Raw genomic sequence first — 16,323 nt, forward strand, 5'->3', positions numbered from 1 at the left:
AAGCGCTCAAAGCGTTTCAAGGGCTATCGTCGCGAATATCTTCCTGCCAATCTTCTTTAATCTTTATAAATCCTATAAAAAAAATCCTGGTAATCATTTTAATCAAAATAATCCTGAGCCAGACAACCTTCGCTAAAAAATATTTTTATCCCCTGTACGTAGTTCTCTTCCCGCTACCTGTCCTTATAGGAGAACATTCCACTTATGATGAACGAAGAGCGTTTCGTTTTACTGATCACCCGCAAAATGGCCGGTTCGGCGGCGCCGGAAGAGCTACAGGAGCTGGAAGCCTTATTGGAGGCTCATCCTGCCTGGAAGGAGCGGTATCAGCACCTGGTGCATTATTTTACTGACCAGCCCAATCTGGCGGCCGAACAAACGGAGCTGGCCCTGCAACGCACGCTGTCCAGGATCAGGGCGCAGCAGGAAGCTGGTCCGGTGATGAAACCGGTACGTAATCATTATTGGCGATGGGCTGCTGCGGCGCTGCTCCTGCTGGCCGCAGGAGGCGCCTGGTTTTTTTTCGGGAAGGCGCCGGCGCCCGGCATCGCTGCTAACGTACAAGCGCATCACAATGGCAAGGCTACCCGCTCTTTCATGGAGCTGGCCGACGGTAGCAAGATATGGCTCAATGCCTCGAGCACCGTTACTTATCCGCCTAAATTCAAAGGCAATACCCGCGAAGTATCGCTGGAAGGAGAAGCCTTCTTCGATGTGGCTTCCGATCCCCGCCGGCCTTTCATCATCCATCTGAAAAATGGTACCATCAAAGTGCTGGGCACCTCTTTCAATATACGTGCTTATGACAACGAACCTGTACAAGCCGCTGTGGTAACAGGAAAGGTGGCTTTCATATCACGCTATCACCAGGAGAACCGGGCAAGCGATACCATCCTCATCACACCGGATGTAAAGGTGACCTATGCCTATGATCAGGCAACCCTGGTGAAAGACCATACCATCGGCGCAGAAGAAAAAGCCTGGACAGAAGGCCGCCTCATCTTCCGGAATGCTACGCTCGAAGAGATCGGCGCTACACTGGAACGCAGCTTCAACAAACATGTGGTGTTCGATGCCAATGCTCCACGCGAATACCGCCTCACCGGCGCTTTCCACAACAATTCCCTGGAAGAGATCATGTATTATTTCAGCCGCTCAAAAGCATTTCATTATCACATTACAGATAGCACGCTGGTCATCAGCGAATAGCAACCATTCTTTCATTATTAATTCACCACTACGTTATGAGAAAGGAATTCCACCCGCCTTCTTTCCGTTCGCCTTTCCTGTCGCTGATCCTGTGCCTCGCGCTGTTCAGCGTGCTGGACCTCCGCGCCCAGGTGGCCTATGCTTCCACGCAACAGGTGAAAGGGCAACATAAGTCCGCATTGTCCGACTATCTCGTGAGTTTGCAGGTCGAGCAAGCCAGTCTCGTGGCGGTGCTCGACAAAATAGAAGCGCAAACAGCGCTCGTATTTGTATATGCCAACGATGATATCAAGTCGGCGCCTCCCGTTACGCTGCACGTTACCAACAACAAACTCGATGAAGTACTGCAACAGCTCCTGCAACCGCTGGACATACGTTATGAGCTGATCAATAACAAGATCGTGCTGAAACGTAATGCCCTGGCCGGTTTGCAGCAACAAGAGCTGGTGATTAACGGCCGCGTGGTCAATAACAAGGGAGAAGGCATCCCCGCGGTGAATATCCGCGTGCAAGGCCTCAGCATCGGCACCACTTCCAACGGAGATGGCGCCTGGTCGCTCAAAGTGCCCGCCGCACAGGCGAATGGCACGCTGGTATTTTCCTGCGTAGGCTATATCCCTTCGGAGATCGCGATCGGCGGTCGTACAGCCATCACCGTTATACTCACGCAGGATGCGAAAGACCTGGGAGAAGTAGTTGTAACGGCTTACAGTCAACAGAAGAAAACGCAGGTAACTGCCGCCATCAGCACGGTAGCCGCGAAGGATATCACCAGCCGCCCTGCTACCAATATGTACCAGGCTTTACAAGGCCTCGCGCCTAATCTCATCCTGCAACAAAATACGGCCGAACCCGGCGCCCCGCTTACCATGAATATCCGCGGGGTAGGCAGCTTAACCGGCAACGCCCCACTGGTGATCATCGACGGCGTACAAGGCGGCGGTACCGCCTTGCAGAATCTCAACCCCTATGATGTGGAAAATATTTCCGTATTGAAAGATGCCGCGTCTGCCGCTATCTACGGCTCGCAGGCCGCCAATGGCGTGATCTATATCACCACTAAAAAAGGTAAGAAAGATGAACGCCCCTCTGTGCAATACAATGGCATGTATGGCTGGCAAACGCCTACCACACTGCCCCGCCAGGTAGAAGCATGGCAATACATGACGCTGAAAAATGAAGCGCTGGTGAACTCGGGTAAAACGCCGCAGTTCGCACCGTCGGATATACAATACTGGCATAACCACGGCTCCGAACCAGCGATGCTGCATGAGATGATCCGTAAATACACGCCGCAGCAAAACCACAACCTGAGCGTTACCGGCGGAGGCAAAACCAGCAGCTACCTGTTTTCCCTCGGTTATGTGGATCAGGGAAATATGCTGCAAAACAAATGGTTGCCCTCTGATCAGCAGTTTTACTACAAACGTTACAATGCCCGCCTCAACGTATCTGTAGATGTAAGCAAGTATGTGAAAGTGACGGGCAATGCGGCATACACACGCTCGCTCATCCGCAACCAGGTATTTGATATGGGCCTGCTGATGCGCGATGCCATGCGTGTGCCACGCATCTATCCCGTAAAGGATTCGCTGGGCAACTGGGTAGTGCCGAGCCTTACGAGCAACAGCGTGTTTGCCTTGCTTGCTGATGGCGGTTTTAAACTCAACACCATCGATAACCTCATGGGCGGAGTAGATGTAGTGATCACACCGGTGGATCATTTCAGGATCAACCTGAACGCCTCCGGTAATTACAATATCAATAATGAACAAAGACGTATCAACAAATTTACTTACGCGCCCTATTATACTACGGCTACGCCGCCGCAGTACAACGAAATGCATCAGCAGGAATACAAAGATCTTTATACCAACGTATATGCGACCGCTGAATATGAGAATACTTTCGGCCGCCACTACGTAAAAGGACAGGTAGGTGTGCGCAGCGATGCGATCAACGAGGGCTACGGCTTCCGGGCAGATCGTTTTGGCACCACCAACCTCGACCCAACATGGTCTATCGGCGGAGGCTACATCCCCAAGCCGGATGGCACTTTTGACTATTCGCAGATCGGTACCTACAACGATTTCTCCAATCCTAATTTATACGCGCTCAATTCTCTCTTCGGAAGATTGAACTATGTGTATAACGATAAATACCTGGCAGAATTTACCTGGCGCTATGATGGCTCTTCCAAATTAGCGCCCGGACACCGCTGGCAGTTCTTCCCCGCATTCTCGCTCGGGTGGCGGCTCACAGACGAATCGTTCATGCAGTATGTGAAAGAGCATATCGGTAATGTGAAGCTGCGCTACTCCTGGGGGCAGGTGGGTAATTCCAATATCGGCGGCTTCAATTATCTCGCAAGGGTGAGCATCAACCAGGGCTATTATTCTTTCAATAATACGCCGGTGGCAGGATCTACTTTCTCTACCTTCAACGACCGTTTGAAATGGGAAGTATCTGCCATGAGCAATTACGGTATCGATGCCGATTTCTTCAAAGGCAGGCTCACGGCCTCTTTCGACTACTTCGATAAAGTAACTACCGGTATCTATCTTTTTCAAACGGCGCCCGGTACCGCTGGCACCAATGCACCGCTGGAAAACGTAGGCAAGGTAGATAACAGGGGATGGGAGCTGGCATTAACCTACCGCGCTGCTACCGGCGCTTTCAGACATGCCGTGAGCTTCAATGTATCCGACAACCTGAACAAAGTGGTGCGCTTTGGCCAGGAATCCATACGCGGCGCGGATTTCACCTATATCATCAAAGAAGGCTATCCGATCGCATCGTATTATGGCTATAAATCTGCGGGCCTCTATCAAAACCTGAACGACCTGAAAAACGCACCCAAGGTGCCTTTCGCGTATAACCAACAGGTGATGCCCGGCGATATCCGCTATATAGACCGCAACGGCGATGGCGTGATCGATGAAAACGACCGTTACGTATTCGGTAATCCTTTTCCGCGCTACACCTTCGGCTTTTCGTATAATGTTACCTGGAAGAACTTCGACTTCACCATGTTCTGGCAAGGCGTAGGCAAACGTTCGCAGTTCCTGCGCGGCGATATCGTGGAAGCCTTCCACAACAACGAAGACCACGCGATGGTGCAGCACCTCGACCGATGGACGCCCACCAATCCCGGCGCTTCTTACCCGCGCCTCACCATCGGCGCCGCGGACGCCAACAACTTCGCCTATTCCGATTACTGGTTGTTTGATACCAAATACCTGCGCCTCAAGAACCTGCAAATTGGTTATTCATTGCCGGCATCATTACTGAACAGGGTGCGCATACAACAGCTGCGGGTATATTTCACCAGCCAGAACATTATAACGATCATGCCTAAACGATTCCGCGAACTGGGCGTAGATCCCGAGTTTACACAGTACGACGACAAACTGGATATGTCCAACTACAACCCGATCGCAGGCCGCAATTACCCGAATGCCGCCACTTACGCCATCGGCCTGGATATCAAGTTCTGACGCTAAAACATGTTTGTATGAAGCAACTACTTTTGATCATCATCATCGCTATAGGCTTGTATGGCTGTCGCAAGCTGGACCAGCCCATCACCCGCGAATTTACGGAAACAGCCTACTGGCGCAATACGCAGGATGCGCTGGATGCTTTGTCGGCCTGCTATGAACATCTTTCCAAGGACGATTATTTTTATGGAGATGAAGCCCTGAGCGATAACGCCTATGTTTACGGCGATGGCCTGCTGGCGGTAGACAAGATATCCAATGGCAGTTACGACGGCTCCAATGCCCGTGTGAAAGATACCTGGGGATATTATTATACCACCATCCGCCGTTGCAACGAGGTAACGAATAATATCAACAAGGTGCCGGCTATAGACAGTACGCTCAAGCATCGTATCCTGGCCGAGGCGCGCTTTATCCGCGCCTATGCTTATTTCCAGCTCACCGCCTGGTATGGCGATGTACCCTTCTTCACCGACCTGATCTCCATCGATGATTCCCGTAAGATCAGTCGCACCGATAAAAATACCATACAGCAATTCGTATTACAGGAGTTGAATGATATCCGCAAAGACCTGCCTGTGAACACGGCGCTGGCCGACAACGACCGTGGCCGCGTGACCCGCGGCGCCGCCATTGCCATGAGTGCGCGCGTACACCTGTTCCGCAGCGAATGGCAGGCCGTGATCAGCGATTGCGAACAGCTGATCAACAACAGCAGCAACGGCGCCTATGGCCTGTTCCCCAGCTACAGCGGCCTCTTTACAGTAGCCAATGAATACAATAGTGAAGTGATCCTCGACCTGGAATATGGCGGTGGCCGTACGAGCGACAAACAACGCATGTTCATGCCGCAGACCATTGCCGCATTGCGCAGCGTGCTGGTACCCACACAAGACCTGGTGAATGATTATGTGATGAGCAATGGTAAAGGGATCAGCGAAGCCGGATCGGGGTATGATGAGAACAATCCTTATGTGAACAGAGACCCGCGTTTCGAGGCTACCATATTGCATCACGGCTCCAAAGTGACAGACTTTAACGGTAACGTACAAACGATTTTAACGCAGCCGGGTTCCGTGCCTGCTACCAATAGTGTAGATGATCAGGGCGCTTCTCCCAGCGGTTATTATTTCTATAAATATTATGACCGCACGGCCACCAATTATCAATCCACGCTCAATCTCATCCTGATCCGTTATGCAGATGTGTTGTTGATGTATGCCGAAGCGAAGAATGAGCTGGGGCAGATGAATACCGCCCTCTGGAACCAGACCATCCAGCCCCTGCGCGTGCGTGCAGGCTTCACCGATGCCGGCGCTACACAGTTCAATGCCAGTCTTTCGCAGGATCAGCTGCGCACCGTGATACGCCGCGAAAGGCGCGCGGAGCTGGCTTTTGAAGGCCTGCGCATTTTTGATATCCGCAGATGGAAAACATCGCAGGACGTGCTGAACCGGCCTGTCAGGGGTATTAAAGTGTCGTCAGGCGCATTCAACAAAGATCCGAATGGCTATATCATTGTAGAGAACAGGATATTCATCAATCCCAAACATTACCTCTGGCCGGTGCCTACGTTTGAAAGGGATCAGAACAAGAACCTCTCACAAAACCAGGACTGGTAAGCATTTCATCATCTGCAAAAAATCATCACATGCAACGATATTTCATTTTGATCATCGGAATTTTATTTTTCAGTTGTAAGAAAGACAATTATAAACTGAACACCAATCTGAAACCGGTGGATAAACTGATGGCGCCGGCGGATAACAAATATATCAAGCTGCAACCCACTACCAGCGCTACGGTGAGCTTTGAGTGGAACCAGGCCTATGCAGAAGATGGCTCGCTGGTACTATACCAGGTGGCCTTCGATAAAGAGGGCGGCGATTTCAGCAACCCTGTAGCCATCTATGCTGCAGACGGCGGCGGCGTGCAAAACAAACTGACCTTGTCGCACAAAGACCTCAACTCCATTGCCGGCAAAGCGGGCATTGCCTCTCTGGCCACCGGCAAGTTAAAATGGACCGTGCTCGCATCCAAGGGATATAATGTGCAGAAAGCGCAGGAATCGCGCCTGGTGGAGGTAGAGCGGCCTAACGGCTTCGCAGAGATACCCGCTGATGTGTATCTCACTGGCGACGCCACAGAAGCAGGTACGGATCTCTCTAAAGCGCTCCACCTGAAATCCACCGCGCCGGGTGTCTATGAAATTTATACTTCACTGGCAAATGGCAAGTATCATTTCACGAACCGCAATACCGGTACGCCCTCTACGTATTCCATTAGCGGCGCAGCTTTGAAAGAAGGCGGCGAAACACAGCAAACCGCCGGTACCAAAACCTACCGCCTGCGCCTTGATTTCAACAATGCGGCGGTTACCGTTACAGAGATCAAGAGCATCGGGCTGTGGTTTGCGCCTTTGAATAAATTCCTCTTTGAGCTGAGCTACAAAGGCAGCAGCACCTGGACGGCGCAGAACCAGCTGATCACCTTCAAGCAGGAATCATGGGGCCGCGATGAACGTTACAAGTTCCGCATTGCCACCATCGGCAGCGATGGCACGCCCGCAGATGAATGGATCGGCAGCTCCAATGCGGACAACAGTCGCCCCACCAGCGGCACGCCTGCCGCCTATTGGGAACTGCATCCCATCAGCAATAACGACCAGTGGAACTACTGTTTCAAATTCGCAACAGAAGCAGACACCAAAAATTGCGATGTGAATGTGTACTTCAACCCGGATAAAAATTATACGCACGAAGTGATCGTTAAATAAACTAACTATGACGCATATACGCTATTTTATATTATTGCTGATGCTCGCCTGCAACTCCTGCCTCAAAGAGCCGGTGGACGATGGCCCTGGCCCGGGCGCCGGCAAAGCGCGCTACAGTTTCGACTGGCAAAAGATCGCCGACTCGGCACAAACCAGTTTGCAGGCCAATTTCTGGAATGCAGATAAATACTTCAACCAGAACAGCAGCGGTAACACCACCTTCAACTATTGGCCGCAGGCGCATGCGCTCGATGTGCTCACCGATGCCTGGCTGCGGAAAAGCGACCCGGCTATCAAAGCCCGCATGGCCGATCTGCTGGATGGCGTGAAGAACAAGAACGGCAACACCTACATCAATTTTTTCTACGATGATATGGAATGGATGACGCTGGCCTGTTTGCGCGCCTTTGAAGCCACCGGCGACACCCGTTACAAAGACGTAGCCACCCTGCTCTGGACCGATATCAAAGGCGGCTGGGATGATGTATGGGGCGGCGGCATCCACTGGAATAAAGACAAATCGAAACAATACAAGAACACGCCGGCCAACGCGCCCGCCTGTATCATCGCCTGCCGCATGTATGGCATCACGCAAAACCCCGATGATATCGCCTGGGCCAGAAAGATCTACGACTGGGAAAAGAAAACGCTCGTAGATCCGCAATCCGGCTTCGTTTGGGACGGTATCAACCAGGATGGCAGCGGCACCGTTAATAAAAGCTGGGCCTTCACTTACAACCAGGGCGTTTTTATCGGCGCAGGCGTAGAGCTGTATAAACTCACCGGCGAAAGCGTGTATCTTAACGATGCGCTGCGTACGGCCAACTATGCATTAGGCGGCGCCTTCACCAAAAATAATATCCTGAACAGTGAAGGTGGCGGCGATGGCGGATTGTTCAAAGGCGTGCTGGTACGCTACCTGATGCTGCTCATCACCGATGCGGGCCTCAGCAGCACAGATGCTTCCAAATATGCTAATTTCTTACAGCTGAATGCGCAAACCCTGTGGTTGCAAGGCACCACCCGTCCGCAACTGCTTTTCAATACCAGCTGGCAAAGCACTGCGGCCACCAGCGATCTCACTACACAGCTCAGCGGCATAATGGTGATAGAGGCCACTGCGCAGCTCAAAGCGTTGGGTCTGATCAACTAAACGGATAGCATGAAAAAATTATTTCTTTTCTTCACTTGTTTGCTGCCCGCAGCAATGTCCCTGGCCCAGCATAATGCACAGCGGGCCGACAGTCTGCATGCCGCTATCTACCGGCATCTCTACGAACCCGGAACAGGCCTGTTCATCCAGACCAGCGACCCTGGACATAATAACAAGCCCCACGCCGATCTGTGGGGCTTGTGCGCGTTGATACAAGCCGCCAATGAAATGGAACGCTTGCATCCCGGAAAACCTTATCTGCCGCCGGTGGTGGCCGCCGTGAATCAATATTATGATCATTCGCCGCCCGCGCCGGGCTATGCCTCTTACGTGGTAAAGGAAAAGCGGGAAGACCGTTACTACGACGATAACCAATGGATAGGCATTGCATACATGGATGCTTATGCCCGCACCGGGCAGCCATTATATCTGCACAAAGGCCGCGAGATCTATCACTTCATGATGACAGGTTATGATACCATCGCTGGCGGCGGCCTCTATTGGAAGGAGCGCGATAAAACCACCAAGAACGCCTGTTCCAATGGCCCCGGCATCCTGCTGGCATTGCAGCTATACGAGGCCACGCACAAGCGTTCTTATCTCGATACTGCCAGGCTCCTGTACGATTGGGTGAACAAGCGCCTGCGCGCGCCTGCCGGCATCTTCTGGGATGCTATTAAACCAGAGGAGCAGGGCCGTATCGATTCCGCTGCTTACACGTACAATGCCGGCACTATGCTGGAAGCCAATGTGAAACTGTACCACCTCACGCATCAGGCGCAATACCTGCGGGAGGCGCAACATATCGCGGAAGGAAGCTACCAGCGCTTCTTTCGCCGGGGTCGCTTTCAATCCGGCTATTGGTTCAACGCCGTATTGTTGCGGGGTTATATCGCTTTGTATAAAACAGATGGCAACAAAAAATACATCGCTGCCATGCAGGAATATGCAGATAAGGTATGGGAGCAAGACCGGGATCAACATACTAACCTACTGGGAAAGCATCCCGCGAAGGAGTTGCTGGGACAGGCAGGGATGATGGAGATATATGCAAGGTTAGGAGTGGTGAATGATTGACGACTTCACCACTTCCCGGTGATGAAGCCCCCACTGGATCAGCGTATTCATCACCGGGATCACGCTGTGGCCATAGTCGGTGATGGCATATTCTACGCTGCCATCAGCTTGTTGGGTGCGGGTGATGAGCAGGTTACTTTCCAGTTCACGCAGTTCTTTGCTGAGCATCTTGGCCGACAGGCCTTCAATCTCTCTTAATATCTTTTTAAAATGATGCTGTTCTGTGGTGCGCAGGGCGAGATACAGCATGATCCGCAATTTCCATTTGCCACCCAGCACATCGAGGCTGTCGCGCAGCGCGATCAGTTCTGTTTTGCATTTCGTTTGTGCATGGGCGTTATCATTCTTTATTTGCATACCGGGCCGGTTTATTACAGGTAACCGGTAACATACCGGTAACCACTGTCAAAGATAGATCAATGTTACAGTAGTTTTGCATCAAAGCATACATATGAGCATAGCTACTATTCCGCGCAGGATCGTTACTGGCCTGCGCGACGGCCGTTCTGTGATCATCAGCGACGCTGTGTCCGACAACGTGTCTGAACATATTCCCGGCCTGATCATGTCTGATATCTGGGCTACGGATTCCATGCCGGTAGATCTGCATCGTACCCTGGTGCCGGAAAACACCCTGTTCCCACAAACGCCGGCCAACGGCACTTATTTCAGGTATGTGCAGATACTGCCCGATGAATTGCTGGAAACGCCGCCACAGGCGGGCCAGCCGCATCCGCTGATGCATCAGACAAACACGCTTGATTACGTTGTGATCCTCTCCGGCGAAGTATGGCTGGTGATGGAAGAAGGGGAGACCTTGGTACGCGCCGGCGATATTGTGATACAAAGAGGTACCAACCACGCATGGAGCAACCGTTCCGGGCAACCCTGTATTCAGCTGGCGGTGCTGGTGGCCGCAAAGTAATCCTGATAAATAAAAGATCCCCGCGAGGGGATTTTTTATTTATCAGGATTACTTACTTATATTGCAGCCGTTTTTTAACCATAGCCCCGTCATGTTTTAAACCCAACATACATATGAAGAAACCTGTCATCTATTGTCTCCTGGCCCTTTTGCTCAACATCCCTCAAATTGTTTCCGCTTGTACCGGTATTCGTTTGAAAGCAAAGAATGGCGCCATTGTTTATGCACGTACCCTTGAATTTGGTGTGTCCCTTCCTTCCACCGGCATTTTTGTTCCCAGAGGTCATGCCTTTATTGCTGTAGGTCCTGAAGGCAGAAGGAACGGCATGGGCTGGATGTCCAAATATGCTTTTGCCGGTATCAGCGCGGCAGAGAAAGAGATGGTGATGGATGGGGTGAATGAGAAAGGCCTGGCGGCCGGCGCCTTCTACCTGCCTGGTTTCACGGAATACCAGGACGTGAGCGGAGCAGATATCAACCGCTCCCTCAGCAGCGTAGATGTAGTAGGCTGGATACTTTCCAACTTCGCCACCGTAGAGGAGGTGAAGCAGGCTATTCCCGCCGTTCCGGTGAACAAGGCCACCATCGCGGAACTGGATAATAAGGTCGTACCGCTGCATTACAGTGTGCAGGATGCCCAGGGCAATGCCATTGTGATCGAATATGTAGGCGGTAAAGTGAATGTGTACGACAACCCCGTAGGCGTGATCACCAATGCCCCTACGTTCGACTGGCACCTCACCAACCTGCGTAATTACATCAACCTCTCCGCGATCGATGTACCTGCCGCCAAACTGGATGGCCTTACACTCGCGCAAACAGGCCTGGGCAGCGGGCTGCTGGGATTACCCGGTGATTTTACACCGCCTTCCCGCTTTGTACGCGCGGTTGCTTTTACAACGAGCAGCGTACAGGTAGATAACGCAGAAGCCGCCGTAGATCAGGCTTTCCACATCCTCGATAATTTTGATATCCCCAAAGGCGCGAGCCGTACGGCAGACAAACGGGAAACGGAATACACCCTCTGGACCAGCGCCAACGATCTTCAAAATAAACGTTTCTATTTTCATACCGCTGATAACCGCCAGCTACAGATGATCGATCTGATGAAAATGAACCTCAACGGCCGCAATGTGCTGTACTTCAGCATGGACGAGCCACAGGCCGTGAGAACATTGATCAATGGTACTACGCCGCGCAAGCGTAAAAAATAAAATGATCCTATACTATTAAGAAGATCAAACGAGCTTGATCTTCTTAATAGTATAGGATTGTTCATTATCGAACAAGCCCTGTGCTCATCCGGACACTCAATTAATACACTTCATAGTTAAGTCGCTGTACTTCATATGTCTGCAAAGTGGCATGATAATTCATGCCATCCCGCAATACTTCCTTTGCATATGAAACTCCTGATCAAAACTATCTTCCGCCAGCTATGGCGTCAACGGCTCTTTACCTTTCTCAACATCCTGGGAATTGCCATTGGTGTCAGCGCCTGTTGGGTGATTTACCGCATCGTTAGTTACGAGTATAACTTTGAAAGCCAGTTGCCTGATCGCACGAATACTTACCGGCTGATAACGGGGATGATGTTTGATCAGAAAGAAAGTTACAGTGGCGGCGCTTCAGCTCCGCTATACCAGTATTTGCGCGAAGAAGTGCCCGGCCTGAAATGTGTAGTACCTGTTTTTGGACAATGGATCACTACGGTGGAAACTACAGATCAACGGCAACAACCGGTTGTTGCGGACAATGTAAAGAATGTAGTGGCTACCGATTCTTCCTACTTTACTATGGTGCCCTATACGTGGGTGGCTGGTAGTCCGGCTACCGCATTGAGTGCACCGGAAAATGTGGTGCTTACAGAAAGTCGCGCAAAAAGTTATTTCGGTACGGCCAACCCTGATACGGTACTAGGTAAAATAATTACTTATAATAAAGAGAAAAAACGGACAGTAACCGGTATCGTAAAAGATCTTAACTACCCTACAGAATTTACTGCGCAAGAGATCTTCAGGCTTCCTCCTGCAACATATACGTTGGGCGAATGGACCAGTACAGACGGATCTAACCGGGTGTATCTCCAGTTAGGCGCGGGCACGGATACCGCAAAGGTGCTGGCGATGATAACAAAGGTGGCCGGTGAAAAATGGGAGGAGAATTTACAGCATACCCAACTTCCGCGCAGTATCAAACGCTGGTTCAAATTAATGCCCCTTGCTGAATCGCATTTTTCAACCTTCATGCCTGAGTGGCAGGTGCGCAAAGCCAGCAAACCGGTGATGCACGGGCTTATCGCTCTTGGCCTGCTGCTGATCATAGCGGCCGGTATCAATTTTGTAAACCTCACCACTGCCCAGTTGCCGCAACGTACAATGAGTATCGGGGTACGAAAAGTATTAGGCAGCAATAATGGATACCTTGTAAAAACAATGCTGGGAGAGACATTTCTGATCGTACTGTTGGCAGTTGCTTTCTCTTTTCCGCTCACCAGAATGGCATATCATCTTTTGGGCGATATGATCCCTGAAGGGATGTTTAATTTTTCTACCGGCTGGGGTTTTGCCATTTTCATTGCGGCCATGCTGGCAAGTGTTACGCTGCTCTCCGGCGCCTACCCGGCCTGGCTGATCACTAAAGTAAAGCCCATCGCCATTATTCAGGGTCATGGTACCATGATCACCGCTGGCAGCCACCGGCAGCCGCTCAGGAAAATACTCATCGTATTCCAGTTCGCGATTGCGCAGATATTCATTGCCGGCGCCCTGATCATGAGCTTCCAGCTGAAATATACTTTGAAGAAGGACCTGGGATTTAATAAAGACGCAGTAGTATTTGTGGAGATGCCCCGGAAAATACTGGGGGATTCAGCGTACAAAAACAAACATTATGTTTTTGCAGAAGCCCTGAGAAATGAAACAGGCATCGCTGCAGTGTCTGTGGGTCGTGAACCAATGACCGAAGGCTGGATGTCCACTATTTACGAATATCACAGGCAGCAAGGGCAGGAGCCCGTCAGGCACCAGGTATACAAGAAGTGGGTCGATACTGCTTATCTCCACGTATACGACCTGAAACTGCTGGCTGGCCGCAATATCAGCGCATCTGATACCACAAATGAATTTGTGATCAATGAAACAGCGGTAAAGGCTTTCGGATTTGCCTCTCCACAGGATGCCATCGGTAAAATGATCGGACAGCCAGGCAGCCAGCAATTTCCTATCGTGGGAGTGATAAAAGATTTTCACCTGAGAAACTTCCATGTGGCGATCGACCCCGTAGCGTTAATGGCTGATAAAAAGGAAGCCAACAATATCAATATCCGGTTAAGTGGAACCGATCCTGCAAAATGGCAGGCCACCCTGAAAAAGATTGAGCATCGCTGGCATGCCATATATCCCACGGAACAATGGAACGGCAAGTTCTACGACCAGCTGCTGGCCGCTATGTACAAACAGGAGCGTGACCTGGCCAGGCTCGTGAACCTTGCTACTACTATCGCTATTATTATCAGTTGCCTTGGTCTTTTCGGACTCGCAGTAGTCATCGCGTTCCAGCGTACAAAGGAAATCGGTATCCGGAAAGTGCTGGGCGCTACGGTCACCGGCATCATTCAGATGCTGATGTCAGACTTTGTTAAGCTGGTGGTCATCGCATTGCTGATCGCTGCTCCCATTGCATGGTGGGGTATGTCGAAGTGGTTACAGAATTTTGTGTACCGGATTGCTATTGAATGGTGGATGTTTGCGTTGTCGGGCGTTGTGGTGATCATCATTGCTATGCTTACCGTGGGCTTTCAGGCGGTGAGGGCGGCGCTGGTCAACCCGGTGAAGTCGCTGCGATCAATGTAAATCAGGAAGGGGCGCTATCTTATCGGAACAATAGGTATATTACATATTATGGACTCCGATACCCACACCGCCGCTGCTCTTTCCGACATCCACCGCAACTTCCCGCAGCTGGACACGCAGGTGATCCGCTTTTGCGGCGAAGGCATGGATAGCCGTGCTTTTGAATTGAATCATTCTCTCATCTTCCGCTTCCCGAAATATGATCATGTGGCGGAGCAGCTGCGAGTAGAGCGCTGCCTGCTGCCCCGGCTGCGCAGCCATGTGAGCGTTGCTATCCCTGACTTTAGCTACTTCGGATACCAGCAGGAGAATGGCCTGCCCTTTGCCGGTTATGAAAAGATCAATGGTATACCGTTAACGGATATACGCCGTTTACCGTCACCGGAGCTGATCAACGATATCGCGGCATTTATCCGGCAGGTACATGCGTTTCCGGTGGCCGATGCACTGGCATGCAATACCAACCTGATTGAGCAGCGATCGCATTACGAGGAGTTGCTGGAGATCGCACAAACCACCTTGTATCCGCATATCGAAGCGCACAGCTATGTGGAAACGCTCTTTCATGATTATCTCTCTGAAGAAAAAAACTTCGTATATACGCCGGTGTTATTGCACGCTGATCTTAGTGCGGATCATATCTTCATCGATCCTGCTACGCAAAGGTTAAGCGGTATTATTGATTTCGGGGATGTATGTATCGGCGATCCTGATTTCGACCTGATGTACCTGTATGCCTATCCGCCCGCGGAGGGCTTCCTGCAGCAGCTCCTGGCTTATTACCCGCATCACGATACCATTGCGCTGCTAAAGAAACTGGATTTCTTCGCGCGCTGCAACACCATCGAAGATGTGCTCACCGGCATTGAAAGAAAAGATGATGCGATCCTGTCTTCTTCCATGGCGCAGTTTAAAGCAGAAGCTGCCAGCTATGTATCATGACGTTACTTTGCGGTTGCTGAGCCAGATGCCTGTCAGCACTAACACTGCCCCCACCAGTTGCAGGCCGGTGATATTATCTTTCAGAAATAAATAGGCGATCAGTGCGCCGATCACAGGATTTAAATTAAGGAAGTTACCTACCTGTGCTGCCGGAAGGCTTTCCAGTGCACGATTATAGAGGAAGTAGGCCAATGCGGAAGAGAAGCAGCCCAGGTAAGCCATGCCAGCCCAGGCTTTCCAGGAAATAGGCGGCAGGCCATGTTGCGCGACTGTGATAAAGAAAACCGGCAAAAGGCAAGCCGTTCCAATGAAGGTGCTCACGGCGGTAACCACCACACTGTCCGAACTTTTCAAACTTCTGGACAGCATCGTGTATAGTCCCCACAACAATACCGCACATACCATCAAAAAGCTGCCCAGCAGTGAATTACCCGGCCCGTGCGCGGCGCCGACAAAGCCCACTAATATTACCCCGATCACAGATAATACAATACCCGTTATCGTTTTCTTATGCAGGTGCTCTTTCAAAATCACCGCTGCCAGTACCGCGATCACCACGGGTATCAGCCCTTCCACCAAAGCGCCGGTGGAAGCGGTAATGCGGCTCATCGCCGAATTGAAGAAACAATAGTAAACAGCGATGCCGGTAAGGCCCATTAAAGTGAGCTTGCCATAAGGCAGCGGCCGTGTCACCTTTTTGCGGCGCATCAAATAAAACGGGAACAGTACAATACAGGCAATGATGTGGCGTAAAGTGGCAAATACAAATGGGTTCACTTCTGTTACTACTATCTTGCTGACTGTAAAAGAGCTGCCCCAGATGAGCATTACGAAGATGATACTGATAAAGCCTTTGGTCCGTTCGTCAAGGGTGATCTTGTTCATAG

The 16,323-nt window shown here is 51.1% G+C and carries 12 protein-coding genes; 10 read left to right on the top strand and 2 right to left on the bottom strand.

Features of this window, described 5'->3' with window-relative positions:
• The first annotated feature begins 204 nt into the window (after positions 1–204).
• From FPG75_RS12310 to FPG75_RS12335, 6 genes are read left to right on the top strand one after another with little or no spacing between them, the layout of a single operon-like run.
• Positions 205–1,209, top strand: coding sequence for a FecR family protein (locus FPG75_RS12310; RefSeq protein ID WP_143307158.1), 1,005 nt, complete (start codon positions 205–207; stop codon positions 1,207–1,209).
• A gap of 35 nt (positions 1,210–1,244) precedes the next feature.
• Positions 1,245–4,706: a TonB-dependent receptor gene (locus tag FPG75_RS12315; protein WP_143307159.1), complete on the top strand. Its 3,462-nt coding sequence runs from the start codon at positions 1,245–1,247 to the stop codon at positions 4,704–4,706.
• 17 nt (positions 4,707–4,723) lie between these two features.
• Positions 4,724–6,331, top strand: coding sequence for a RagB/SusD family nutrient uptake outer membrane protein (locus FPG75_RS12320; RefSeq protein WP_143307160.1), 1,608 nt, complete (start codon positions 4,724–4,726; stop codon positions 6,329–6,331).
• Between the two features lie 29 nt (positions 6,332–6,360).
• Entirely contained in the window at positions 6,361–7,485 is a 1,125-nt protein-coding gene (locus tag FPG75_RS12325) for a SusE domain-containing protein (protein ID WP_143307161.1), read from the top strand.
• Positions 7,486–7,492: 7 nt separating this feature from the next.
• Entirely contained in the window at positions 7,493–8,638 is a 1,146-nt protein-coding gene (locus tag FPG75_RS12330; protein WP_143307162.1) for a glycoside hydrolase family 76 protein, read from the top strand.
• A 9-nt stretch (positions 8,639–8,647) separates the two neighbouring features.
• Entirely contained in the window at positions 8,648–9,715 is a 1,068-nt protein-coding gene (locus FPG75_RS12335) for a glycoside hydrolase family 76 protein (protein WP_201747946.1), read from the top strand.
• Here FPG75_RS12335 and FPG75_RS12340 read toward each other — a convergent pair.
• Positions 9,695–10,072, bottom strand: coding sequence for a winged helix-turn-helix transcriptional regulator (locus FPG75_RS12340; protein WP_143307163.1), 378 nt, complete (start codon positions 10,070–10,072; stop codon positions 9,695–9,697). The two genes, FPG75_RS12335 and FPG75_RS12340, sit on opposite strands and share 21 nt — an antisense overlap.
• Before the next feature lie 94 nt (positions 10,073–10,166).
• Here FPG75_RS12340 and FPG75_RS12345 point away from each other — a divergent pair, with 94 nt between their 5' ends.
• The 4 genes from FPG75_RS12345 (at position 10,167) to FPG75_RS12360 (ending at position 15,436) form a co-directional block, all read left to right on the top strand.
• Positions 10,167–10,640, top strand: a complete 474-nt coding sequence (locus tag FPG75_RS12345) for a cupin domain-containing protein (protein WP_143307164.1) — start codon at positions 10,167–10,169, stop codon at positions 10,638–10,640.
• A 113-nt stretch (positions 10,641–10,753) separates the two neighbouring features.
• On the top strand, positions 10,754–11,854 hold the full coding sequence (locus FPG75_RS12350) for a linear amide C-N hydrolase (protein ID WP_161596774.1): 1,101 nt from the start codon (positions 10,754–10,756) through the stop codon (positions 11,852–11,854).
• A 189-nt stretch (positions 11,855–12,043) separates the two neighbouring features.
• Positions 12,044–14,494 carry an ABC transporter permease gene (locus FPG75_RS12355; RefSeq protein ID WP_161596775.1) on the top strand — a complete coding sequence of 817 codons (2,451 nt, stop codon included), beginning with the start codon at positions 12,044–12,046 and terminating at the stop codon, positions 14,492–14,494.
• Between the two features lie 48 nt (positions 14,495–14,542).
• Positions 14,543–15,436, top strand: coding sequence for a phosphotransferase family protein (locus FPG75_RS12360; RefSeq protein WP_143307167.1), 894 nt, complete (start codon positions 14,543–14,545; stop codon positions 15,434–15,436).
• On the opposite strand, the gene FPG75_RS12365 is transcribed toward FPG75_RS12360, so the two are convergent.
• Positions 15,431–16,321: a DMT family transporter gene (locus FPG75_RS12365; RefSeq protein ID WP_143307168.1), complete on the bottom strand. Its 891-nt coding sequence runs from the start codon at positions 16,319–16,321 to the stop codon at positions 15,431–15,433. The genes FPG75_RS12360 and FPG75_RS12365 overlap by 6 nt on opposite strands.
• Positions 16,322–16,323: the final 2 nt, after the last annotated feature.

The sequence above is a fragment of the Chitinophaga vietnamensis genome (assembly GCF_902167635.1).
GTDB lineage: Bacteria > Bacteroidota > Bacteroidia > Chitinophagales > Chitinophagaceae > Chitinophaga > Chitinophaga vietnamensis.

Coding starts and splice junctions, on each gene's coding strand:
- FPG75_RS12310 (WP_143307158.1), top strand. CDS start 205: ATGATGAACGAAGAGCGTTTCGTTTTACTGATCACCCGCAAAATGGCC.
- FPG75_RS12315 (WP_143307159.1), top strand. CDS start 1,245: ATGAGAAAGGAATTCCACCCGCCTTCTTTCCGTTCGCCTTTCCTGTCG.
- FPG75_RS12320 (WP_143307160.1), top strand. CDS start 4,724: ATGAAGCAACTACTTTTGATCATCATCATCGCTATAGGCTTGTATGGC.
- FPG75_RS12325 (WP_143307161.1), top strand. CDS start 6,361: ATGCAACGATATTTCATTTTGATCATCGGAATTTTATTTTTCAGTTGT.
- FPG75_RS12330 (WP_143307162.1), top strand. CDS start 7,493: ATGACGCATATACGCTATTTTATATTATTGCTGATGCTCGCCTGCAAC.
- FPG75_RS12335 (WP_201747946.1), top strand. CDS start 8,648: ATGAAAAAATTATTTCTTTTCTTCACTTGTTTGCTGCCCGCAGCAATG.
- FPG75_RS12340 (WP_143307163.1), bottom strand. CDS start 10,072: ATGCAAATAAAGAATGATAACGCCCATGCACAAACGAAATGCAAAACA.
- FPG75_RS12345 (WP_143307164.1), top strand. CDS start 10,167: ATGAGCATAGCTACTATTCCGCGCAGGATCGTTACTGGCCTGCGCGAC.
- FPG75_RS12350 (WP_161596774.1), top strand. CDS start 10,754: ATGAAGAAACCTGTCATCTATTGTCTCCTGGCCCTTTTGCTCAACATC.
- FPG75_RS12355 (WP_161596775.1), top strand. CDS start 12,044: ATGAAACTCCTGATCAAAACTATCTTCCGCCAGCTATGGCGTCAACGG.
- FPG75_RS12360 (WP_143307167.1), top strand. CDS start 14,543: ATGGACTCCGATACCCACACCGCCGCTGCTCTTTCCGACATCCACCGC.
- FPG75_RS12365 (WP_143307168.1), bottom strand. CDS start 16,321: ATGAACAAGATCACCCTTGACGAACGGACCAAAGGCTTTATCAGTATC.